Source organism: Mycobacterium sp. IS-1590 (genome assembly GCF_001500025.1).
GTDB lineage: Bacteria > Actinomycetota > Actinomycetes > Mycobacteriales > Mycobacteriaceae > Mycobacterium.
In genome coordinates this window covers 56,647-78,824 of the sequence record NZ_LQIW01000005.1, presented here as the reverse complement: position 1 = coordinate 78,824, position 22,178 = coordinate 56,647, and the positions used below count along the sequence as shown (strand labels likewise).

The 22,178-nt window shown below is 66.4% G+C and carries 20 protein-coding genes and 1 pseudogene; 10 read left to right on the top strand and 11 right to left on the bottom strand.

Annotated elements, in window-relative coordinates:
* Positions 1 to 66 precede the first annotated feature (66 nt).
* Together AU197_RS06090 and AU197_RS06085 are read left to right on the top strand one after the other, a co-directional pair.
* On the top strand, positions 67 to 1,101 hold the full coding sequence (locus tag AU197_RS06090; RefSeq protein ID WP_064401631.1) for an NAD-dependent epimerase/dehydratase family protein: 1,035 nt from the start codon (positions 67 to 69) through the stop codon (positions 1,099 to 1,101).
* On the top strand, positions 1,098 to 1,586 hold the full coding sequence (locus AU197_RS06085) for a nuclear transport factor 2 family protein (RefSeq protein ID WP_064401630.1): 489 nt from the start codon (positions 1,098 to 1,100) through the stop codon (positions 1,584 to 1,586). Before AU197_RS06090 ends, AU197_RS06085 begins: the two co-directional genes overlap by 4 nt.
* A gap of 6 nt (positions 1,587 to 1,592) precedes the next feature.
* On the opposite strand, the gene AU197_RS06080 is transcribed toward AU197_RS06085, so the two are convergent.
* The 3 genes from AU197_RS06080 to AU197_RS06070 all read right to left on the bottom strand — a co-directional run bounded on the left by AU197_RS06080 (position 1,593) and on the right by AU197_RS06070 (position 4,876).
* Entirely contained in the window at positions 1,593 to 2,417 is an 825-nt protein-coding gene (locus tag AU197_RS06080) for an alpha/beta fold hydrolase (protein WP_064401629.1), read from the bottom strand.
* An 81-nt stretch (positions 2,418 to 2,498) separates the two neighbouring features.
* Entirely contained in the window at positions 2,499 to 3,728 is a 1,230-nt protein-coding gene (locus tag AU197_RS06075; RefSeq protein WP_064401628.1) for an amidohydrolase family protein, read from the bottom strand.
* Positions 3,729 to 3,730: 2 nt separating this feature from the next.
* A complete protein-coding gene (locus tag AU197_RS06070; protein WP_064401627.1) occupies positions 3,731 to 4,876 on the bottom strand; it encodes a thiolase family protein in 1,146 nt (381 codons plus the stop codon).
* Between the two features lie 126 nt (positions 4,877 to 5,002).
* On the opposite strand from AU197_RS06070, the gene AU197_RS06065 reads away from it, so the two are divergent.
* A complete protein-coding gene (locus AU197_RS06065) occupies positions 5,003 to 7,126 on the top strand; it encodes a molybdopterin-containing oxidoreductase family protein (RefSeq protein WP_064401690.1) in 2,124 nt (707 codons plus the stop codon).
* Between the two features lie 157 nt (positions 7,127 to 7,283).
* On the opposite strand, the gene AU197_RS06060 is transcribed toward AU197_RS06065, so the two are convergent.
* Positions 7,284 to 8,498, bottom strand: coding sequence for a CaiB/BaiF CoA transferase family protein (locus AU197_RS06060; protein ID WP_064401626.1), 1,215 nt, complete (start codon positions 8,496 to 8,498; stop codon positions 7,284 to 7,286).
* 192 nt (positions 8,499 to 8,690) lie between these two features.
* Between AU197_RS06060 and AU197_RS06055 the strand changes: the two genes are divergently transcribed.
* Complete coding sequence (locus tag AU197_RS06055; RefSeq protein WP_502687860.1) at positions 8,691 to 10,169, top strand: aldehyde dehydrogenase family protein; 1,479 nt, start codon at positions 8,691 to 8,693, stop codon at positions 10,167 to 10,169.
* Here AU197_RS06055 and AU197_RS06050 read toward each other — a convergent pair.
* From AU197_RS06050 to AU197_RS06040, 3 genes are all read right to left on the bottom strand, one after another.
* Positions 10,153 to 10,794 carry a TetR family transcriptional regulator gene (locus AU197_RS06050; protein ID WP_064401624.1) on the bottom strand — a complete coding sequence of 214 codons (642 nt, stop codon included), beginning with the start codon at positions 10,792 to 10,794 and terminating at the stop codon, positions 10,153 to 10,155. The genes AU197_RS06055 and AU197_RS06050 overlap by 17 nt on opposite strands.
* A gap of 3 nt (positions 10,795 to 10,797) precedes the next feature.
* Complete coding sequence (locus AU197_RS06045) at positions 10,798 to 12,006, bottom strand: cytochrome P450 (RefSeq protein WP_064401623.1); 1,209 nt, start codon at positions 12,004 to 12,006, stop codon at positions 10,798 to 10,800.
* 91 nt (positions 12,007 to 12,097) lie between these two features.
* Complete coding sequence (locus AU197_RS06040) at positions 12,098 to 12,880, bottom strand: SDR family oxidoreductase (RefSeq protein WP_064401689.1); 783 nt, start codon at positions 12,878 to 12,880, stop codon at positions 12,098 to 12,100.
* A 116-nt stretch (positions 12,881 to 12,996) separates the two neighbouring features.
* Here AU197_RS06040 and AU197_RS06035 point away from each other — a divergent pair, with 116 nt between their 5' ends.
* A complete protein-coding gene (locus tag AU197_RS06035; protein ID WP_064401622.1) occupies positions 12,997 to 13,185 on the top strand; it encodes a hypothetical protein in 189 nt (62 codons plus the stop codon).
* On the opposite strand, the gene AU197_RS06030 is transcribed toward AU197_RS06035, so the two are convergent.
* The 4 genes and pseudogenes from AU197_RS06030 to AU197_RS06020 all read right to left on the bottom strand — a co-directional run bounded on the left by AU197_RS06030 (position 13,143) and on the right by AU197_RS06020 (position 16,693).
* A complete protein-coding gene (locus AU197_RS06030) occupies positions 13,143 to 14,798 on the bottom strand; it encodes an acyl-CoA synthetase (protein ID WP_064401621.1) in 1,656 nt (551 codons plus the stop codon). The two genes, AU197_RS06035 and AU197_RS06030, sit on opposite strands and share 43 nt — an antisense overlap.
* Positions 14,799 to 14,806: 8 nt before the next feature.
* On the bottom strand, positions 14,807 to 15,421 hold the full coding sequence (locus tag AU197_RS06025) for a PaaI family thioesterase (protein WP_064401620.1): 615 nt from the start codon (positions 15,419 to 15,421) through the stop codon (positions 14,807 to 14,809).
* A 100-nt stretch (positions 15,422 to 15,521) separates the two neighbouring features.
* Positions 15,522 to 15,698, bottom strand: a pseudogene (locus AU197_RS25920) (cysteine hydrolase); the annotation flags it as partial.
* Entirely contained in the window at positions 15,695 to 16,693 is a 999-nt protein-coding gene (locus AU197_RS06020; protein WP_064401619.1) for an aromatic ring-hydroxylating oxygenase subunit alpha, read from the bottom strand. The pseudogene AU197_RS25920 and the gene AU197_RS06020, both read right to left, overlap by 4 nt.
* Before the next feature lie 159 nt (positions 16,694 to 16,852).
* On the opposite strand from AU197_RS06020, the gene AU197_RS06015 reads away from it, so the two are divergent.
* The 5 genes from AU197_RS06015 to AU197_RS05995 are packed head-to-tail and all read left to right on the top strand — an operon-like array spanning position 16,853 to position 22,065.
* Positions 16,853 to 18,478 (top strand): flavin-containing monooxygenase, encoded by a 1,626-nt coding sequence (locus AU197_RS06015; protein WP_064401618.1) that lies wholly within the window; start codon positions 16,853 to 16,855, stop codon positions 18,476 to 18,478.
* On the top strand, positions 18,475 to 19,584 hold the full coding sequence (locus tag AU197_RS06010) for a hypothetical protein (protein WP_064401617.1): 1,110 nt from the start codon (positions 18,475 to 18,477) through the stop codon (positions 19,582 to 19,584). Before AU197_RS06015 ends, AU197_RS06010 begins: the two co-directional genes overlap by 4 nt.
* Positions 19,581 to 20,651 carry a phosphotransferase gene (locus AU197_RS06005; protein WP_064401616.1) on the top strand — a complete coding sequence of 357 codons (1,071 nt, stop codon included), beginning with the start codon at positions 19,581 to 19,583 and terminating at the stop codon, positions 20,649 to 20,651. Before AU197_RS06010 ends, AU197_RS06005 begins: the two co-directional genes overlap by 4 nt.
* Positions 20,648 to 21,025 (top strand): nuclear transport factor 2 family protein, encoded by a 378-nt coding sequence (locus AU197_RS06000; RefSeq protein WP_064401615.1) that lies wholly within the window; start codon positions 20,648 to 20,650, stop codon positions 21,023 to 21,025. The genes AU197_RS06005 and AU197_RS06000 overlap by 4 nt, the downstream gene beginning before the upstream one ends.
* A complete protein-coding gene (locus AU197_RS05995; protein ID WP_064401614.1) occupies positions 21,022 to 22,065 on the top strand; it encodes a TIGR03857 family LLM class F420-dependent oxidoreductase in 1,044 nt (347 codons plus the stop codon). Before AU197_RS06000 ends, AU197_RS05995 begins: the two co-directional genes overlap by 4 nt.
* Positions 22,066 to 22,178: the final 113 nt, after the last annotated feature.

Genomic DNA, 22,178 nt, shown 5'->3' with positions numbered 1-22,178 from the left:
GTCCGTGTTTGCACACGAAACGCCGCGAAAATCTGACATTTTCCGGTCGCTCGCGAGGTAGAGAACATGACAGACGCACCCCCGACAGCGAAACAGCCCGCGCGCCGCGCGCTGGTGATGGGCCCGAGCGGGTTCGTCGGTTCACACGTCACACGCAAACTCGTCGAACGCGGCGACGACGTGCGGGTGTATCTGCGTAAGACGAGTTCGACGGTCGCCATCGACGACCTCGACGTCGAACGCTGCTACGGCGACCTGTACGACGAAGAAGCGCTTCGCGCGGCGATGGCCGACCGCGACGTCGTCCACTACTGCATCGTCGACACGCGGTTTCATCTGAGCGACCCCGCACCGCTGTTCGAAACCAACGTCAACTGTTTGCGCCGGGTGCTCGATGTCGCGGCGAAGGCGGGCCTGCACCGGTTCGTGTTCTGCAGCACCATAGGAACGATCGCACTCGGCGACGGAAGCCGTCCCGTGACCGAGGAGATGCCGTTCGACTGGGGGGACCGGGGCGGCGCGTACATCGAATCGCGCCGTCAGGCCGAGGAACTGGTCCTGTCCTACGCCCGCGACCGCGGCCTGCCCGCCGTGGTGATGAACGTGTCCAACCCGTACGGGCCCCGCGACTGGCAACCGCACCAGGGGCTGATGGTGCAGTACGCCGCGTTCGGCAAGATCCCGGCCTACATCAAGGGCGTGTCCACCGAGGTCGTCGGCATCGAAGACGTCGCCGAGGCCTTCCTGCTCGCTGCCGAACGCGGCGGCGTGGGCGAGCGATACATCATCTCCGAGAGCTACATGCCGATGCGTGACATGCTCACCACAGCCGCACGGGCGGTCGGGGCGAAGCCGCCGCGTTTCGGCGTCCCGCTTCCGGTGGTGTACGCGACCGTACGGGTCGCCGGCGTGGTGGCCCGGCTGTTGCGGCGGGAGATCCCGATGAACACCACCGGGATCCGGCTGCTGCACATCATGGCGCCTGCCGACCACAGTAAGGCGTCACGGGAACTCGGGTGGCATCCGCGGCCCACCGCCGAGTCGCTCGAACGGGCCGCGCGGTTCTACGTCGAGCAGGCACAGAAGATGTCCACGAGATGACCGAGGCCGACCTCGTCGAGATCGAGGAGATCAAGCAACTGAAGGCGCGCTACTGCCGGCTTCTGGACACCAAGGACTGGGCGGCGTGGCGCACCCTGTTCGCCGATGACTTTCTCAGTGACACGTCCCCCGCCGGTGGAAAGGTGATCCGAGGCGCCGACGAGTTCGTCGCGTTCACCCGGAAGAGCTTGCGCGGCCAGGCCACGGTGCATCAGGTGCACGCCCCGGAGATCGAGCTGACATCGCCGACCACCGCGCGCGGGGTGTGGGCGCTCGAGGATGTCGTGCGCTTCGGCCCCGGTGTCAACCTGCGCGGCTACGGTCACTACCACGAGACCTACGAGAAGCTCGACGGCCAGTGGCGCTTCACGAGTTCGACGTTGACGCGGTTGCGCGAGGACGTCTTCAACGGACTCTTTGCCGTCTACATCTCCGAGCGGGTGCGCAAACTCATCGTGAAAGCCTCGCGTCGCGCGATGAAGTGACCGCGGTCAGGACCGGATGAACTCCAGGAGATCCGGGTTGATGACGTCGTGGTTGGTGACGAACGCGCCGTGCGGATAGCCGGGGTAGGTCTTCAAGGTGCCGTTGGGCAGTAGCTTCGCCGACAGCGGACCGGAGTTCTCGTACGGCACGATCTGGTCGGCGTCGCCGTGCATCACCAGTACCGGGATGGTGATCTTCTTCAGGTCCTCGGTGAAGTCGGTCTGCGAGAAGGCGACGATGCCGTCGTAGTGCGCTTTGGCGCCGCCCATCATGCCTTGGCGCCACCAGTTTTCGATGATCGCCTCCGACGGCTCCACTCCCGGCCGGTTGAACCCGTAGAAGGGGCCGGCCGCGAGCGAGCGGTAGAACTGCGAGCGGTTGGCGGCCAATTGCGCTTGCAGATCGTCGAACACGTCTTTGGGCAGCCCGCCGGGGTTGGCGTCGGTCTTGACCATCAGCGGCGGCACGGAACTGATCAGCACCGCCTTGGCCGCTCGCGCCTGCCCGTGCCGGGCCAGATAATGCGCCACCTCGCCGCCGCCGGTGGAGTGGCCGATGTGGACTGCGTCGTGAAGGTCGAGGTGCTCGACGACAGCGGCGAGATCGTCGGCGTAGTGGTCCATGTCATGTCCGTCGGCGACCTGCGCCGAGCGGCCATGCCCACGGCGGTCGTGGGCGATCACGCGGTACCCGTGTTGGGCGAAGAACAACATCTGCGTGTCCCAGTCGTCGGCCGACAGCGGCCAACCGTGGCTGAACACGATCGGCTGACCCGACCCCCAGTCCTTGAAGAAGATCTCGACGCCGTCGCTGGTGGTGATCGTGGGCATGCTGGCTCCTCCCGGGGAACGTCCGGCTATGCGCACTCTGCCACGCTTGCACTGCGTACGCGCGACTTCTCGTCGCGCTCGTCAGGCGTTTGACAGCGCGGGCGGTCTGACGGCGTCCGGGTCCGGGTTGGCGATCGGCAGGCCCATGAACCGGCGCGCGTTGTCGCCCATGAAGTCGTAGGTGCGACGCACGTCCATGCCTTCGGCGTACTTCCAGAAGCCCTTCGGCTCGGCGAGACCCTCCGGATGCGGGTAGTCCGAGCCGAACAGCACCCGGTCCCAGCCGACCGTCTCGACGACGTCGGATACACAACCCTCCCAGAACGGGCTCACCCAGATGTTGCGCCGGAACACCTCGTGCGGATGCTCACCGAAGTTCTGTGGCATCTTCCCGTAGAGGTCGTCGAAGTCCTTGAACAGCGGTCCGATCCACGAACTGCCGTTCTCGACGCTGGCGATGCGCAGCTTCGGGAAGCGCGTCAGCGTGCCGTGGCAGATCAGGCTGGTGATCATGTCAGCGATCTCGCGGTGGCCGAGCACCATCCACCGGAACGCGCTCTGGGCCATGAAGTTCTGGGTGTGCGGTGGCTCCCACTGCCCGACGTAGTCGTCGAGCGGGGGATAGCTCGCGTGCAGCACGATGGGCAACCCGGCAGCTTCGACGTCGCGCCAGAACGGGTCGAACTCGGGCAGCGCCGGTGAGCGCCAACCGTGCAGTCCTTGAACCGGTCCCGGCTTCACGAGCGCGACCTTGGCGCCGTTGTCGAGGATGTACTCGAGTTCGCGTTGCGCACCGTCGACCTCGGAGAGGTTGATGATCGGCGTGGAGAAGATCCGGTTCTGGTAGTTGAAGGTCCAGTGTTCGCACATCCACTGGTTGAGGGCGTGGATGATCGCGAGGCTGAGTTGGGGATCATCGGCGGTGGCGTGCTCGATGAGGCTGGCCAAGGTCGGGTAGTTCAATGCTTCGACAACGCCTTGGCGGTCGAGTTCGACGATGCGGTCGTCGGGGTTGCGCGTCGCGGCGGGCGCTTCGATCGCCGGGCCCTGCATCTCGCGCAGCGTCAGGCCTTCGGTGTTCTCGCCGGCGAAGAACTTCTCGTGGGCGCCGGGCGCGGCGACGCGCTCGAACGTCGGGTTCGGGATGAAGTCGTTGACGCGGTTGTTGATGACGATGCGGGTGTGCCGGCCGAACTTCGCGAATTGCACGGCGCGCGAGAATTTCTCGGGCAGGTACTTGGTCAGCGCGTCGGCCGTCTCGTACATGTGCTGGTCGGCGTCGAAGATCGGCGCCCCGGTGAATTGGGTCATGGTCACCTCGTGAGGATCGTCGCGGCGGCGGTTCCGGGTGCGCCGTAGAGCTGCGCGAAGCCGACCTTCGGCTCGCCGGGCACCTGGCGATCACCGGCTTCGCCGCGCAGTTGGCGGACCAACTCGTGGATCTGGCGCAACCCCGACGCGCCGATCGGCTCGCCGTTGGCGATGAGCCCGCCGTCGGTGTTGATCGGCAGCGATCCGGTGATCTCGGTGGCCCCGTCGGCCAGCAGCTTCTCCTGGTCTCCGTCGGCGCAGAAACCGCACTCGGCCATGTGGATGATCTCGGCACCGGCATCGGTGTCCTGCAGCTGGATGACGTCGACGTCCTGCGGTGCCACGCCGGCCTTTTCGAACGCGGCTTTCGCGGCGTAGACGGTGGGTGCGACGTCCTCCTCGACGGGTGCGAACGTGGTGTTCACCTCGTAGGCGCCGTACTTACGGGTACGGACCTCGACCGCGCGCAGGTACACCGGTTTGGTGGTGTAGCGCTCGGCGATGTCGGCGCGACACATCACGACGGCGGCCGCACCCTCGTCCGGAGCGCAAAACATGTACTGCGTGAGGGGATAGTTCAGCATCGTGGAGTTGAGGATCTGGTCTTCGGGGATGGGCTTGCGGCGAAACGCGTTGGGGTTCAGTGCGCCGTTGCGGAAGTTTTTGGCCGCCACCTTGGCCAGCGTCTGCTGGGAGATGCCGTGCTCGTGCAGATAGCGGTTGGCCTTCATCCCGAAGAACTGGGTGGTGAGGTACTGACCGTTCTCGGCGTACCAGCGCGGCATGCCGACCAGGGCGGGGTCTTCGGTGAACGCGCCCCGCGGATGTTTGTCCAGACCGATTGCGATGCCGATGTCGTAGTCGCCCAACCGGATTCCGTCGGCGCAGGCCTTCGCGGCGCTGGCCGCGGTGGCGCAGGCGTTGAACACGTTGGTGAACGGGATGCCGGACAGCCCGACCATGCCGACGATCGCGTCGGGGTTGGCCACCGTCCAGCTGCCCCCGGTGGCGAACTGGATGTCGCGCCACTCGACTCCGGCGTCGGCGACGGCGGCGAAGATCGCGTCGACGCCCATCTCCATCGCGGACTTGCCTTCGAACCGGCCGAACGGATGCAGTCCGACACCGATGATCGCCACGTCGTGCATGCCTGATCCTCTCTGGTCAACGCCGATCCGACGTGTAACTGTAACTCTTACAGTATCGTAATCGGCGTGGCGCCGGTCATCGAGAACAAGCCGACCTTCTGCCGGATCTGCGAGCCGTTGTGCGGGATGATCGCGACCGTCGAGGACGGTCGCCTCCTAGCGTTGCGGCCGGACAAGGACCACCCGCTGTCCGCCGGTTTCGCCTGCCAGAAGGGCATCGCGTTCACCGAGGTCGTCAACGATCCGGATCGGGTGACGCGGCCGTTGCGCCGCGGGCCGTCCGGCTTCCACGAGGTGACGTGGGACGAGGCGATGGACGACATCGCGGCCCGATTGTCGGCGATCCTGCGCCGCCACGGCTCCGGTGCGGTCGGCTGGTACATGGGCAATCCCGGCGCCTTCAGCTACGCGCACACCTTCGCGGCGTTGTTGTTCATGAAGGGCCTCGGCCGTCACGGCCACTACTTCACCGCATCCTCTCAGGACACCAACAGCAGGCTCATCGCCAGCCAGTTGCTCTACGGTGTGCCGACCTCGGTGCCCATTCCGGACCTCATGCGGACCGACCTCCTGGTGATGATGGGCGCGAATCCGGTTGTGTCGCACGGCAGCTTCCTCACCGCGCCGCGGATCAAGGACCGCATGCACGACATCGTCAAGCGCGGTGGGCGCGTGGTGATCGTCGACCCGAGGCGCAGCGAGACCGCCGTGGCGTTCGAATGGCTCGGCATCGTGCCGGACACCGACTCGTTGTTCCTGCTGTCCCTGCTCCAGGTGATGTTCGCCGAGGGTCTGGTCGACGTGGCCGCGGTGAAACGGAAGGCCGACGGCGTGGACTGGCTTCGGGACTTGTGCCGTCCGTTCACTCCGGAATCGACGGCGGCCCGCACTGGCATCGACGCCGAGAACGTCCGCGCACTGGCCCGCGATCTGGTGACCACGCCGCGGGCGGCGGTCTACGGCAGGCTCGGCACCTGTGTCGGCACCCACGGCACGCTGACCACGTACCTGATCGACGCGGTGAACCTGGTGGCCGGCAACCTCGACGTGCCGGGCGGCTCGGTGTTCAGCTCCATGCACACCGTCGGCCAGAAGTGGCAGAACGTCGCGATGGGCGCCGTGATGCGGCGGTCCTACCGGCGGAAGCGCTCGCGGATCAGCGGAATCCCGAGCGCGATCGGCTCTGAACCTGCCGCGCTGATGGCCAAGGAGATCACGACCCCTGGCGAGCGCCAGATCCGGGCGTTGTTCGTCTCGGCAGGCAATCCCGTGCTGTCGGTGCCCAACGGTGAGGAACTCGAGGCGGCGTTCGGTGAGCTGGAGCTGTCGGTCGCGCTCGACTTCTACGTCACCGAGACGGGCGCGCAGTGCGACTACATCCTCCCGGTCACGACGATGTACGAGCGCGATGACTTCCCGTACACGTTCCAGGGGTTTCAGGCCACGCCGTTCCGGCAGGCGACCGAAGCCGTGTTGGCGCCGGTGGGTCAGGCCCGCGGGGAGTGGGACATCGTCGAGGACCTGGCCCGGCGGCTGGCCCGTCGCGTGCCGGCCTTCACGGTGTTCTCCGGTGTGCGGAAGGTGGCGCGGCTGTTGGGCATTGAGGCTTTGCCGCGGATGATGATGGACGCCCTGGTGCGGATGTCGGAGGGCGGCGACAGGTTCGGGCTGCGGCGCGGCGGGCTGTCGCTGCGACGGCTGGCCGAGCAGCATCCGCATGGCGTGGTGGTCGCACCGCACATCCGCACGGGTGTGCTGCGCGGGGCCGTCGGCTACCTGTCGCGCCGGGTTCGGCTGGCCCATCCGGGGATCGCCGACGAAGTCGACAAGCTGTCTCGGCGGGTGCTGCCCGACGGCTATCCGCTGCGGATGATCGGGCTGCGTGAGCCGCGCTCGGAGAACTCGTGGATGCACAACTCGCCGCTGTTGATGCGCGGCGACCGTCGCCAGCATGCGCTGATACATGTCGACGACGCGGCCGAGTTGCACATCGTCGACGGCGACGAGGTGCGGATCGCGTCACCGTACGGCGCCATCACCGTGCCGGTGCTCACGACGAAGGACCTCGTACCCGGTGTCGTCGCGGTGCCACACGGCTGGGGGCACAAGGGAACCGGGAGTTGGCGGTTGGCCAACCGGGCCGGCGGCGCGAACGTCAACCAGCTGACATCCAGCGACCCCGCCGATGTGGAGGCGCTGTCGGGCATGGCGTGGCTGACCGGCGTTCCCGTGCGCGTCGAGCGGGCGTAGCTTTTTTGCGCGAGCGTGCGTGTTTGCACACGACACGCCGCGCAATAGCAGCGCTTTGTGCACGCTCGCGGGTGCCGACCGTGCGTGAAGCGCCGAACATCCGCGGAGTGTCGTGTGCAGACACGCACGCTCGCGCGAGAGAGAAAGGAGGGGGCTCCTACGCGATGGCGCCCTTCTCCTTCAGCGCCTCGATGCGGTCCCAATCCATGCCGATGTCCATCAGCACCAGCTCGGTGTGCTCGCTGGCCTGCGGTGCGCGCGTGGTCTCCAGCGGTTCGTGGTTGAACTGCACCGGGCCGCGGACGACCTTGAACGGCTTGCCGCCGTCGGCCGCCTCCACCTCCACGACCATGTCGTTGGCGAGCGCCTGCTCGTCGGTGGCGAGATCGAGGAAGCTCTGAAACGGGGCCCACTGGCCCTTCATCGTCTTGAGGCGCTGGCGCCAGTACTCGAACGGCTTGCTGCGAATCTTCTCTCGAATCAAATCGACTGCGGCTGCGGCGTTCTCGATCAAGGGCATCACGTCGCAGAAACGGGGGTCGTCGGCAAGCTCCGGCAGTTCCAGATGTTCGAACGCGTCGCGGATGTATCCGGTCGGGCTGACGATGCACAAGTTGATCGTGCCGCCGTCGGAGGTCAGGTAGTTGGCCATGAACGGGTTCACGCTCGGGCCCGCGGCATCCGGCATCAGCGAGCGCATGGTCTCGCCGGTCTCCATGCCCTGTGTCATGCTGGCACCGCCGGCCCACCACGCCGTGCTCAGCAGCGAAACGTCGAGCTCGACCGCCTCGCCGGTGCGCATCCGGTGAAACAGTGCAGCCGAGATCCCGCCTGCGATGTTCATTCCGCCGATCGAGTCGCCGAACGCCGGAATGCCCTGCGACAGTGCGCCGCCGATTTCCTCGGGGGTCAAGGCGTGCCCGACCCCGCTGCGCGTCCAGAACGCGGTGCCGTCGAAACCTCCGGTATCGCGCTCGGGTCCCTTGTCGCCGTATGCGCTTCCGCGCGCGTAGATGATGTCGGGGTTCGCGGCGCGGATGTGCTCGACGTCGAACTTGTTCTTCTGCCGTTGTGCGGGAAGGTAATTGGTGAGGAAAACATCAGACGTTCTGGCGATCTCGTAGAGCACCTCCTGACCCTCGGGCGTCGACACGTCGATGCCCACGCTGCGCTTACCGCGGTTGGGGTGTTCGATCAGGGGATGGCGGTTGGGGTCGAGTTGGAATCCGCCCATGTTGATGAAGCCGCGTTGGGTGTCACCGCGCACCGGGTGCTCCACCTTGATGACGTCGGCGCCCCAATCGGCGAGGATCGCCCCCGCTGCGGGGACGAACGTGAACTGTGCGACTTCGAGGACGCGCACGCCCTCCATGACCTTGACCAAATCGGCTCCCTAGAACGTGGGTCTCCGGATGTTGTATTAAGCTACTGTAAGCATTACAGTTAGTCGTCCCGCAAAGTGATTGTACGAGGTAGCCGGGTGAGCTCCGCGAGAGATTCGGCAGAACGGCTCAAGACCAGCATCGACGTCGGTGAACGCGCCGCCCGACGTGCCGAATCGCGGATGCTCGTCGACGGGCAGCTCGTGTCCTCGGCGTCCGGTGCGCAATTCGACAACCTGAGCCCGGCCACCGGCCGGCTGTTGGGCAGCACGGCCGCCGCCGACTCCGAGGACATGGAGCGCGCGATTGCGGCCGCCCGCCGGGCCTTCGACGAGACCGACTGGGCCACCAACCGACACCTGCGCGCACGCTGCCTCGATCAGCTGCAGTTCGCGATCGAAGCCGAGCTGGAGGAGCTGCGTGAAGAGTTGATGGCCGAGGTCGGTTGTCCGGTGACGACAACCCAGTCCGCACAACTGGATTGGCCGTTGGCGGACGGCCTGCGGTATCCCGCGCGGTTGATGTTGGACTTCGAATGGGAGCGCACTCTCGACGGAGGGGGACTGTTCGGTGAGCGCAACGTGCGTACGGTGGTCAAGGAACCCGTCGGCGTCGTCGCTGCGATAACCCCGTCGAACTTCCCGATCGAGGTGATCCTCAACAAGCTCGGGCCCGCCCTCGCGACCGGAAACACCGTGGTGCTCAAGCCGGATCCGAACACGCCGTGGAACGCCACGCGGCTCGGCCGTCTCATCGCCGAGCACACCGATATTCCGCCCGGCGTCGTCAACGTGGTGCCCACGCCGTGCAACGACGTCGCCGGACGGCTCGGCACCGACCCCCGCGTCGACATGATCTCGTTCACCGGCTCAACCCAGGTCGGCAAGCTCTTGATGCGACAGGGCGCCGACACGATGAAACGGATGTTTTTGGAACTGGGCGGCAAGTCGGTGTCGATCGTGCTCGACGACGCTCCGCCTGCGGCGATCGTCGGGTCAGCGGTCGGGGTCTGCGTCCATGCGGGCCAGGCATGCGCGGCCACGACGCGCATGCTGGTGCACCGGTCGCGTTACGACGAGGCCATCGCCGCGATCACCGCTGCGTATCAGGCTGTGCCGGTGGGAGATCCGGTCAACCCCGACACACTGGTGGGTCCGTTGATCAGCGCAGCGCAGAAGAAGCGGGTCCTCGATGCGATCGAGCGGGCCCGCTCGGACGGCGCCGAGATCGCCGCGGGCGGAGGGCCCGTCGCGAACCTCCCCGACCATCTGGCCGACGGCCACTATGTGGCGCCGACCGTGATCGTCGGCGTCGACAACGACGCGGCGATCGCCCAGCAGGAGGTGTTCGGTCCGGTGTTGGTGGTGCTCCCGTTCGACGACGACGACGAGGCGGTGCGGATCGCCAACGACAGTGCGTACGGGTTGGCGGGTGCGGTTTCGTCGCGCTCACTGGAGCGGGGGATGGCGATCGCGCGTCGCATCCGCACCGGATCGTTCGGCGTGAACGGAGGCATGTTCTACGGGGCGGACGCACCGTTCGGCGGCTTCAAGAGCAGCGGTGTCGGAAGGCAGTGCGGCGTGGAGGGTTTCGAGCAATACCTCGAGACGAAGACCGTGGCCTACCGCGCGCCGAAGAGCAGCGCTACGCGGCCGCGATGATCGCCTCTGCGTGGTCGAGGATGCTGTCGAGGATGTAGCCGAAGTCGATGTCATCGGCGAACCCGATGTAGCGGCCGCCGTCGGCGCGCTGGGCGGGGAAGCCTTCGGTTCGGTCCTGCAGGCGCTCGAGAACCACCGAACCCCGGATGTGGACCGAGATGGCACCGTACGTCTCGGCGGCCTGCTCGGCACTGAGTCCCGCCTCGACAAGCGCTCCGATCGGTTGCGCGAGCTTCTGCAGCGCCCCGTGCATCGCACGGTTCCCGTACTGTCCCCGGATCAACACCAGATCGCACAGGATCGGGTCCGCGCGAAATCTGCGCCGCATCGTCACGGCGTGGTTGCGCAACGATTCTCGCCAATTGGACGCGGCGATGGTCGGCACCGTGAACTCGAACCGCTCCAGCGCACGGTCGGTCATCGCGTCGAGAAGATCGTCTTTACGGCGGAAGTACCAGTAGATGCTGGTGACGCCGACGCCGAGATGTCGCGCCAGTTGCGGCATGCTCAGGTTGTCGATCGAGACCTCTTTCGCGACTTCCAGTGCACCCTCGAGTATTTCGTCGGCGCTGATCGAGCCGCGGTCACGGCGCCGGCGGGTGCGGCCGCCCACGGCTTTGGCCACGGGTCAGCCGACCGGATCGAACGTCACGGGCAGCGCGGTGGGTGAGCGGAAGGGTTGGCCCGCGATGTGGGGATTGTCGTCGGTGACGAGTTCGATGTTGGTCAGCCGGTCCAGCAGGCATTCCACTGCCACGCGCGTCTCCATTCGTGCCAGGTGCAGACCCATGCAGGTGTGCTCACCTGCCGCGAAGGAGATGTGCGGGATCCGCTTGCGAAAGATGTCGAATTCCTCGGAGCGCTCCCAACGGCTTTCGTCGCGGTTGGCCGATCCGATGCACACATCGATCACCGAACCCTCGGGTAGGCAGACACCTTCGAGCTCGGTCTCCTCGGTCGCGTACCGCTGCACGGTGGTCAACGGCGTCTCAAATCGCAGGCCTTCTTCGATTGCGGCCGGGACGAGGTCCCGATCGGCTTGTACCGCGGCGAACTGTTCGGGATGGCTGAGCAACAGGTACAGCAGGTTTCCCGACGACCGGTAGGTGGTTTCCAGCCCCGCGGGCAGCAACAGGCGCAGGAACGAGTAGATGGACTCGTCGCTGAGTTTTTCGCCGTCGATCTCGGCGGCGACCAGATCGCCGATGATGTCGGGGGTCGGCTTGGATCGTCGCTTGTCGATCTGCGCCATGAAGTAGTCCTTCAACGCGGCCGACGCCTCGAATGCGCGTTTGTATCGGACGTGATAGCTGATCAGTTCGACGGCCCGCTTGCGAAACCACGGCAGGTCGTCCTCGGGCAGGCCCAGCAGCTTGGAGATGACGCGGGTCGGGAACTCGAACGTGAAATCGCGAACCAGGTCGGCACGCCCGTCATCGATGAACTCGTCGATCAGCGCGGTGACCACCGGACGGACAACTTCGGGTTCCCAGCGCGCCAACGACTTCGACTTGAACGCCGAGGACACCAGATTGCGGTGGTCCCAATGCTTCTTGCCCTCCATCGCCAGGATCGTCGGGCCGATGAACAGGCCGATGGTGTTGTCGTAGATGTGTGAGTTGAAGACCTTGCCGTCGCGGAACACACGGTTGACGGCATCGAACGAGACTGCCGCATAGAGGTTTTCCGGCATCGCATCCGGTGCCTGAGACCAGTCCATGACGCTGCCGCGAAACACGCCGCTGGTTTCCCGCCGCTTCTGTGCGAACAGGGGATAGGGGTCGCGCAGCAGGTCGAAGGCTTCGTCGACCGTGACATCCTGTACGGGGCTATCCACGGCTGATCTCCATCGTCTGATCCGGTCAGGTAACCCGCATGGGTACTGTAAAGCTTACAGTATAGGGCTACGCGACGATAGATGCCGACCGTCAGAGCTGGACAGGTGCGCCGGCGAGCATCGAATTGATGAAGCCGGCGTCGACCTGAATGTCCTGGCCGGTGACCCAACGCGCCTCCGGGGACCCGAGGAACCCGATCACCGGCACGATGTCGTCGACCGAGGCGTGCCGCCCGACGGTCGCCTTGCACATGTCCAGGACATCCTTGCCCATGGTCTGCTCGAAGTCGGTGAGGATCGGCGTCTCGACAGGGCCGGGGCTGACGGTGTTGACCCGCACCCCGTATTTGGTCCACGCCGGGCCCGCGAGCCGCTTCGCGTACAGGATCACCGCCTGCTTGGACGTGCTGTACACCGGATAGTCGGGATCCTGCTCGGCCTGCCAACGCTCGACGGCGTCGGCATCGGTGAGGTCGAGCAGCCCGCCGAGGGTCTCGATGCGCTGATCCCATCCGAGCGCGGCGGTGGAGGCGACCGCGACTATCGACCCGCCCCGGCGCATTCGGGGCAGCATGCCCTCGATGACCAGCCGCATGCCGAGGTAGTTGACCTTGAGCACGTCGGCGGCCGGCGCGGTGCCCGGGACACCGGCGACGTGAGCCAGCATGTCCCAGCCCGACCCGATCGAGTCGAGCAGGCCGCGAATGGCTGCCGCATCGCGCAGGTCGCAGCAGCTGTATTCGGAAGCGGGCGTTCGGTGGTCGCGGACGTCGACTGCGAGTACGTGATCACCGCGCTCGTGGAAATGCGTCGCGACAGCGGCCCCGATACCCGACCCCGCCCCGACCACGGCAACTTTGCGCTTTTCGGTCATCTCTTCCATTCCCTCCGCGGCCGATGGCGTCGGCGTCCCATTCGAATGGCCGACTGTAAGCACGACAGTAAACAATTCGGGTCTGCCAGACAATCATGTGCGGAGATGGTGGTGCGATGAGCGAGAGGGCAATTCAGGTGAGCACCACCGAGGGCATCGAGCGGGACGCGATGTCAGCGGTGTTGGAGCGACAGCGGAGCGCGTTCCTGGCCGACGACCGCGCTCGGGCTGCGGTTGGCGCGCAACCGGACCAGGCGCCGGCTCAGGCGTTCGCGCTGGTCGCCTGCTCCCGGGCCCACCGGTAGTCGGCCTTGCCCGCGGGGCTGCGCTCGATCACCGGCCGGAACACCACGGCCTTCGGAAGTTTGTAGCGCGCAATCGAATTCGCGGCATGGTCGATGAGTTCCTGGGCGTCGGCGTTGGCGCCCTCGGTGAGGGCGACGACCGCGACCACCTCCTGGCCCCACCGGTCGCTGGGCCGGCCCGCCACCACGACGTCCGCCACCGCGGGATGCGACAGCAACGCGGTCTCGACCTCTTCGGCGAAGATCTTCTCGCCGCCGGAGTTGATGGTCACCGAATCGCGTCCGAGCAGTTCGATCGATCCGTCGGCCTGATGGCGGGCGCGGTCGCCCGGAATCGAGTAGCGCACACCGTCGATCACCGGGAAGGTCTTGGCCGTTTTGTCCGCATCGCCCTTGTAGCCCAGCGGCACATAACCGCGCTGCGCCAACCACCCGATCCCGTCATGGCCGGGCTCGAGAATCGCGGTGAGGTCCTCGGCCGCGACGAAGGTGTCCGGGCCCGCATTGAACTGGCCGGTCGACACCGCGCCGGGAGCGGACATGTGGTTCATCTGGATACCGGTCTCCGAGGACCCCACACCGTCCATGACGATCAGGCCGGGTTTGACGTCGATCAGCCGTTGTTTGGCGGTCGGGGTGAGCAGCGCTCCGCCGTTGGCCACCACGGCCAGCGATGACACGTCGGCCGAACTGCGCTCGATCGCATCGGCGAGGGGACGTGCCACCGCGTCGCCGACGACCTGCACCACAAGGACTTTCTCCCGCTCGATGGTCTCCACCACCTCGTCGGCGTCGAGACTGCCGGGATTCGCCGTGAACACGATGGTCTGTCCCGTGGTCAGAGCCGTCATCGCCGCCCACTGCGCGGCGCCGTGCATGAGCGGCGGCAGGGTGAGGATCTTGGTGCCGGGTCCTTCGGCGACCCGCTTGGCGATGTCGTCGAGCGAGGTGATGAGCTCACCGGTGGCCATGTTGCGGCCGCCGAACGAGGTCATGAAGATGTCGTGCTGCCGCCACAGCACACCCTTCGGCATGCCCGTCGTCCCGCCCGTATACAGCACGTAGAGGTCGTCGGGCGAGGGCTCGATGGGCGGCAGCACCGGGGTGCCCGAGCCGACGATCGATTCGTAGTCAACCGCGCCGTCGAGCAGATCGTTGCCCGACTCGTCGGCGATCTGGATGAGCACGCGAAGATTCGGCAGATCCGGCAGCACCTCGGCGATACGGGGCGCGAACGTCGCGTGGTACAGCAGGGCGCTGGCGCCGGAATCGTTGAGCAGGTACTGCAATTCGTTCTTGACGTAGCGGTAGTTGACGTTGAACGGCGCGACGCGGGCCCGCCAGGAGCCGAGCATGCCCTCGATGTACTCCGGGCCGTTGTAGGCGTAGATCCCCAAGAGGTCCTGGCCCACCTCGTGGCCGGCGAGCTCGGAGCGCTCGACGTGGCAGCCCAGCCCGCGACTGTGCAGGAACGCGGCCAGGCGGTTGGCCCGCTCGACGACCTGGGCGTAGGTGTAGCGGCGATCGCCTTGGACGATGAACTCTCGGTCGCCGATCGCGGCGGCGACGGTGTCGGCGGCGGCCGGGACGGTGAACTGTGTGGTCACAGACATCGCGCCTTTCAAGGCTGGTGGGCAAGCAGTTTGATCATCAGACCGTTGGCCTCGGATAGTACGTTGCCGTCCCCGTCCGTCATCTCCGCCCTCACGAACAGTTTGCGCCCGTCGACCGAATCGATCCATGCCCGAGCCTCGAGCGGTACCTCGATCGGGGTCACCCGCCGGTAGTCGACATGCAGGTACGCGGTCCGGCTGTCGGGTCGGCCCGCAGCCGACACCACCATGCCGAAATGCCAGTCGTAGAACAGCGGGATCACGCCGCCGTGCACCGCGTCATTGCCCCCGACGTGGAAGCGGCTGAAGTGCCCGAGCATCGTGACCTCGTCCGGTCCCGACGTCACGACCTGCCAGGGCGGCATCAGCGGGTGGCCGTTGCCGGGCAGGTTGGGTGCCCGGCCGGCCGGGGCGACGCCCGCGGGAGCCTTGTGTGCTTCCAGGCGTTCGCACATGTCCTCGAGCAGCGCGGCCGAGTCGTTCCACAGCGCTGCGTCCGGATCGCTGGAAACCGTGATGTTCTGCAACCGGCGCAGCGCCGAGATGAACCGGCCCATCTCGGGAGAACCCAGAGTCGGCTTGACCCTGGCGAATTCGCGGATCTCGTCCTCGGTGTCGGTCACTGCGCGGCTACTTCCATGTGTCGATCAACTCGTCGGTGGTGGTGATCGTCGCCAGCAGCGACAACGTGTTGTCGAGGATCGCATCCGAGTAATCGGTCGGGATACCCGCGTTGCGCGCCACCGGCAGCAGCCTTGCGATGTTGGGGCCGCCTCGCGTCGGGCTTCTTCGGCCAGTGCCTCGAGCCCGGTGTCGGGCCCGACGACCGCACCCTGACATTCCCTGGGTGACGAGGGCGGTGTGGCCGGGCGCCGCGATCTCGGCGAGGCTCGGCTTCATACCGACGCCGGCACTTCGTAAAACTGCTGAGCCCACTTCCGCAGCGCCATATACGGTTTCGCGTCCGTGCGGGAGAGCGCGGGGTTTTCGACGTATTCCTGGTAGCGCCAGATGTTCAGGTCATCCCACACCGTCCCCATGAACTGGCGCTCGACCTTGCGGCGCACCTCTTCGGGCGGGACGTCGGAGGTGTCACCGGGCAGCCGCGGCCACCAGATCGAATAGAACATGTCCGAAAAACCGTCCTCGACCGGAGTGCACGCGAAGATCAACCGGTGGTTCGACGAGCCCTCGAAGGCGCTGATCGCGAATCCGAGGCCGGACAGGTGGCTGTGGATGTAGAGCGCCATCTTGTCCGGGTCGTCGCTGGAGGCGTCCGGCCAACCGGTCAAAAACCGCCACTCCTCGTCGACGATCTCCCAGTTGAGGCACTTCGGGGTGACGGTCGCGTGGTGCACGTAGTGGAAGTGTGCGCTGTCGGGGCCGTTCTCGGCGACGATCTGCGGGTGCACCGGCTCGCGTTCCGCGCGGCTCGAAAACTCCGGGTACGGACGGTAATACGCGTCCTCGTGGGTCGGGAACTGCGGGAACTTGTGAAACAGGTCCGGCAGTTCCCATCGCGGCGGCTCACCCTCGGGGTGATGCCAGGCGAACACGCAGCCGTACTGCTCACGGACCGGGTAGACGCGCAGCCGCAATGCCTTGTTGGGTCGGTCGGGCTGGTAGGGGATGTAGCGGTTGGTGCCGTCGGGGCCCCACCGCCAACCGTGGAACGGACATTCCACGCAGTCGCCGACGACCTTCCCGCCGTGCCCGATGTGGGCGCCGAGGTGGCGGCAGTGCGCCGAGAGCACGTGCAGGTCGCCGGCCTCGTCGCGGTAGGCGACCAGGTCGTCGCCGAAGTACCGCAGCGCGTGGGTCTCACCGGTGGGAAATTCGGCAGACCATCCGATCATGAACCATCCAGTGACCTTCCAGGTGAACGGTACTTTCATGCCCGCGCCGCCTCCTATGTCCAGGTAGTAATGGAATAACTTACAGTAGCGGTTTCAGGACGTGCGATGATCCAGCGGTGTTCATCGAAATCGGCCTACGGTTCGGCGCAATACTGTAATAGTTACAGTATCTCCACTTCTGGACGTGAGGGCCTACCTGTGACGACATCCGATTCCACCCGCTTCGACGCGATCGTCGTCGGGGCCGGGTTCTCCGGGCTTTACGCGCTGCATCGCCTCCGCGAGCAGGGGTTGCGCACCGTCGTCCTGGAGAAGGCCGAGAACGTCGGCGGGACATGGCTGTTCAATCGGTACCCCGGTGCGCGCTGTGACATCGAGAGCATCGAATACTCCTACAGCTTCTCCGAGGAGATCCAGCAGGAGTGGGTGTGGACCGAGACGATGCCCCGTCAGCCCGAGATCGAGGCGTACCTGAACTTCGTCGCCGACCGACTCGATCTCCGTCGCGACATCCGGTTCCATTCCGAGGTCACCGCGATGATGTTCGACGAGGCCGCCTCCGGGTGGGAGGTGCAGACGGCAGACGGGGACGTGTTCGTGGCACCGTTCGTCGTCGCGGCGACGGGGATCCTGTCGGTCCCGAAGGAACCGGAGATACCCGGTATGGGCGCCTTCGACGGGCTCTCGCTGTTCACCAGTCGGTGGCCGAAGCACGACGTGGATCTGACCGGCAAGAGGGTCGGCGTGATCGGGACGGGTTCGACCGGTGTACAACTGATCCCGGTCGTCGCCCAACAGGCCCGCCATCTCACCGTGTTCCAGCGCTCGCCGGCCTACACGCTGCCGTGGGAGGTCCGCCCGTTCGACGACGGCGAACTCGACGAGCTGAAGGCGAACTACCCCGAGATCCGCGCGGCCCAGCGAGAACACGCGGTGGGCGCGGCCCGACTCAGCGCGTTCTCGGTGATGTTCGAGATGATGACCAAACCGCCGCTGAAGTCGGCGTCGCGCGAGGAGCAACTGCGTGCCGTCGAGGAGGGCGGCGTCATCGGAGCGCTCAGCTGGGGCGACGTGTTCTTCGACATCGAGGCAAACCAGATGGCGGCCAAACTCTACGGCGAGGCGGTGGCTCGCATCGTCGAGAACCCCGAAACCGCCGCGGCGCTGACCCCGTCGCACCCGTTCGGATGCAAGCGCCCGATCATCGACCAGGGCTACTACGAGACATTCAACCGAGACAACGTGACGCTCGTGGACCTGCGGGAGGGGCCGATCGTGGAGGTCACCCCGACGGGGATCCGCACCGAACAGGGCGACCACGAACTCGACGTGATCATCTATGCCACCGGTTTCGACGCGATGACCGGTGCGATGACGCGAATCGCGGTGACCGGGCGCGACCACCTGTCCCTGGGCGATTTCTGGACGACCGAGGGGCCGTACGCCTACCTTGGGATCGCGGTGGCCGGCTTTCCGAATCTGTTCATCGTCCAGGCGCCCGGAAGTCCAGCTCCGGCAAGCAACTTCGTGACCGCGCTCGAACAGCACGTCGAGTGGATCGGCGACTGCATCGCGTACGTGAGGGCCAATGGGTATCGCACCATCGAAGCGCTGCCGCAGGCGCAACGCGAGTGGATCGAGCACACGGCATCGCTCGTCGCACCAACCGTCCTCGTCCATCCCAGCTGCAACTCCTGGTACAACGGCGGCAACGTGCCGGGCAAGAAGCGGATGTACATGGGCTACACGGCGGGCATTCCGGAGTACCGACGTCGGTGCGACGAGGTCGCCGATTCCGGCTACACCGGGTTCAAACTGGCATGAGGCCGGCCGAACGCGCGTACCGTATCGGGCGCGACTTCGCGGGTGTGGTGCCGCGAGCACATACCGCGGTGGCCGCACCGGGGGACTGGAAGCCGCTGTCCCGCAGCGGTGCCCGGCAACTCGGCGAGGTCGTGCTCGACGAACTGGCGTTGACGGGGATGACGCTGAGCGCACCTCCACCGCGGCTGGAGCGCACGGTCGAATCCTGCGCAGCCGCCGCCGAGGAACTGGCCGGCCTGGGCATGACGGGCGTACACGTCGAACCGGATGAGCTGCGGCCGAGCGTGATTCGGCGGCGCCGGTTCGGCCGATCCCGATACGAGCAACTGACCTTCGAACACGACCCACACCTGCCGCCGTCGCTGCAGGGGTTCGGGGGCCCGGCGACGGCGGTGGTTCATCTGTGCCGAAGCGGTGACGACGCGCGGCCGTGGCTGGTGTGGGTGCACGGCGCCGGCCAGGGCCTGCCGATCGACCTGGTGTTCTCGCGGGCCCGACGACTGCAGGAGAAGCTCGGGTACAACATCGCGTTGCCGGTGCAGCCCGGATGCGGCGTCCGGCGTGACCGGTGGCCCACCTATCCCGACATGGACCCGCTGAACAACCTGGCGGGCATGATCCGGGTGGTGTCGGAGGTGCGGGCGCTTCTTCGGTGGCTGCGGCCGCAGGCGAGCGTCCTTGCGGTCTCGGGGGTTTCGATGGGCAGCCCGGTCGCGGGACTGGTCTCGCACCTCGAAGACGTCGACGCCGCCGCGGTGTACACCCCGATCTTCGGGCTCAATGCGATGATCGCCGCGCATCTGGGACGATGGGGGCCGTCGGTGCGCGACACAGTCGAACTGTTGCGGTCCGAACCCGTGGAGCGCGTGATGTCGATCGTGGATTATCAGGCCGTCGAGCCCACGGCCCCACCCGAACGCCGGCTCATCGTCGGGGCGTGGCACGACCAGATGGCGCGTCGCGAACCGGCCCAGCGACTGCACGAGCGGTGGGGCGGCGAAATGTACTGGCACCGGGGCAGCCACGTCGGCCACCTCTTCGCGGGCGGTGTGCAGCGTGCGTCGGAGCGATTCCTCGCGGCGGTCAGCGGGAGTGGGGTTCGATGACGACGAGTACTGCCGCCGCGGTGCCCGGTGGTATCGAGGGGATCGACTCCGCCTGGTTGACCGAGGCGCTTCGAGCCGACGCAGGGCTGGACGGCGCGACGGTCGAGAGCGTCCGCTCCGAGCAGATCGCGATGGACAGCGGTTTCTCGTCGCTGCTGTACCGGCTGCATCTGACCGGCACCGCGGTGCCGTCCACACTGATCGCCAAGCTTCCCGCGGTGTCGGAGGCTCGCGGCGCGATGGAGCTGCTGGGCGGCTACCGACGGGAGTTGTCCTTCTACCGTGAGGTCGCCGGGCGGGCACCGATGGACACACCGCGGGTATATTGCGCCCGGATGGTCGATGACGGCGTCGATTTCGTGCTGTTGCTCGAGGATCTCTCGGAGTGGGACAACGCCGATCACCTCGCCGGACTGAGCATGGACCGGGCCCGACACTGCATCGGACAACTGGCCGGCCTGCATGCGTGGTCGGGCGGACCGGCCGTGCTGGAGCAGTTTCCGAGCATCGACACCACGATCGCGAGGGATTTGCTGCTACCGGCCTTCGGCCCGGGGTGGGAGGTCTACCGCGCGCAGACCGCCGTGAACGTGGCGCCGGCGGTGGCCGCGTTCGCCGAACGCTTCGCCGAGCGTGCGGTCGCCGCGCTGCCCGTGCTCGCCGAGCGGGACATGTTGCTGCACGGCGATATCCGGGCCGACAACCTCTTCTTCTCGGGCGAGCGGATGAAGGTGGTCGATTTCCAGTTCACCGCGCGGGGCGCGGGCGCGGCCGACGTCTCGTATCTGGTCACCCAGGGACTGCCGACCGCGGTCCGGCAAGGCCACGACGAGGCGCTGCTGAGTGAGTACATCGGCCACCTCACCGCCCACGGAGTAGCGGACTACGGATTCGACGAGGCCTGGCGGCACTATCGCTTCGCCGCGGTCTATCTGATGGTGTTGCCGGTCATCACCCTCAACGGGTGGGACGCGCTGCCGGAACGGTCCCGCCGACTGTGCCTGACGCTCACCGACCGCGCGGTGGCCGCGATCGATGCCATCGATGCCCTGGAGGTGTTCTCATGAGCCGGTCCGCCCGCGAGGTGGTGGAGCTGTACAACCTGGTGGCCTGGAACAAGGCGGACTTCGCACTGGCCGAGGAACTGCTGGGCGAGAGGGTGATTCGCCATGAGGTGGGGGAGCCGGCACACGTCTTGACCCATGAGCAGGCGGTGGCCCGGGTGGTCGACATGTGGGCGGTGTCGGAGAGCATCCGCTTCGATTTGAACCTGGTGGTGGCGGGCGAGGACGGTGAGCATGTGGCGATCGTCTACCAGTCTCCGATCAAGATGAAGGACGGGACGCAGACCACGATCGGCAGTATGGAAGTCTTCCGGGTGGTCGACGGCAGGATCGTCGAGGTGTGGAACTGCGGCTACAAGCAAGGAGTCTGGGCGTGACGGAATCAGTGCTCGACGAACTGGGCTACTACCTGTTGGCCGGCGCCGGCGGTGAGGGCCCGGCCACGCTGATGGACGAGGCCCGCCGAGGCGAGGAGCTCGGGTTCGGTACCGCGTTCATCTCCGAACGATGGAACGTCAAGGAGGCGTCGTCGCTGGTGGGTGCGGCCTGCGCGGTGACGTCACGCATGCAGATCGCCACCGCGGCAACGAATCACAACACGCGACACCCACTGATCACCGGATCGTGGGCGACGACGATGCACCGGCTCTCGGGCGGCCGATTCACGCTGGGCATCGGTCGCGGTGTCGCGGCGATGTACGGGGCGTTCGGGATCCCGCCGGTCACGACCGCGCAGATGGAGGATTTCGCCCAGGTCATGCGGCGGCTGTGGAACGGCGAAATGATCTTCAACCACGACGGACCGATCGGCAAGTATCAGGTGCTGTTCCTCGATCCGGACTTCCGCGAGGACATCCGGCTGGCGATCGTGGCGTTCGGTCCGCAGACGCTGGCACTGGGCGGGCGGGCGTTCGACGACGTCGTCCTGCACACCTACTTCACCCCGGAGACACTGCAGCGCGCGGTCAAGACGGTCAAGGACGCCGCCGAGAAGGCGGGCCGCGATCCGTCGAGCGTTCGGGTGTGGTCGTGCTTCGCCACGGTCGGTGACCACCTGCCCGAAGAGTTGCGATTGAAGAAGACGGTGGCCCGGCTGGCCACCTACCTGCAGGGCTACGGCGACCTTCTGGTCAACACCAACGGCTGGGATCCGGCTGTGCTGCAACGCTTCCGAGACGACAAGGTCGTACAATCGATTCCCGGCGGTATCGATCACAAGGCGTCTGCCGAACAGATCGAGCACATCGCGACGTTGATTCCCGACGAATGGTTGGAGCCGTCCGCCACGGGGTCGGCCCAGCAGTGCGTCGCGCGCATCCGCAAGGAGTTCGACTACGGCGCGGACGCGCTGATCATGCACGGCGCGACGCCCGACGAACTCGAACCGATCGTCGACGCCTACCGCGCGTCGGCGTGAGCTAACCCAATTCTGGCGAGCGGCGTGAGCCGGCCAATCTTGCCGAGCGTGCGTGTTTGCAGACGACGCGCCGCGGAAAGTGCGCAGTATACGCACCGTCGTCGCGCGCGAAA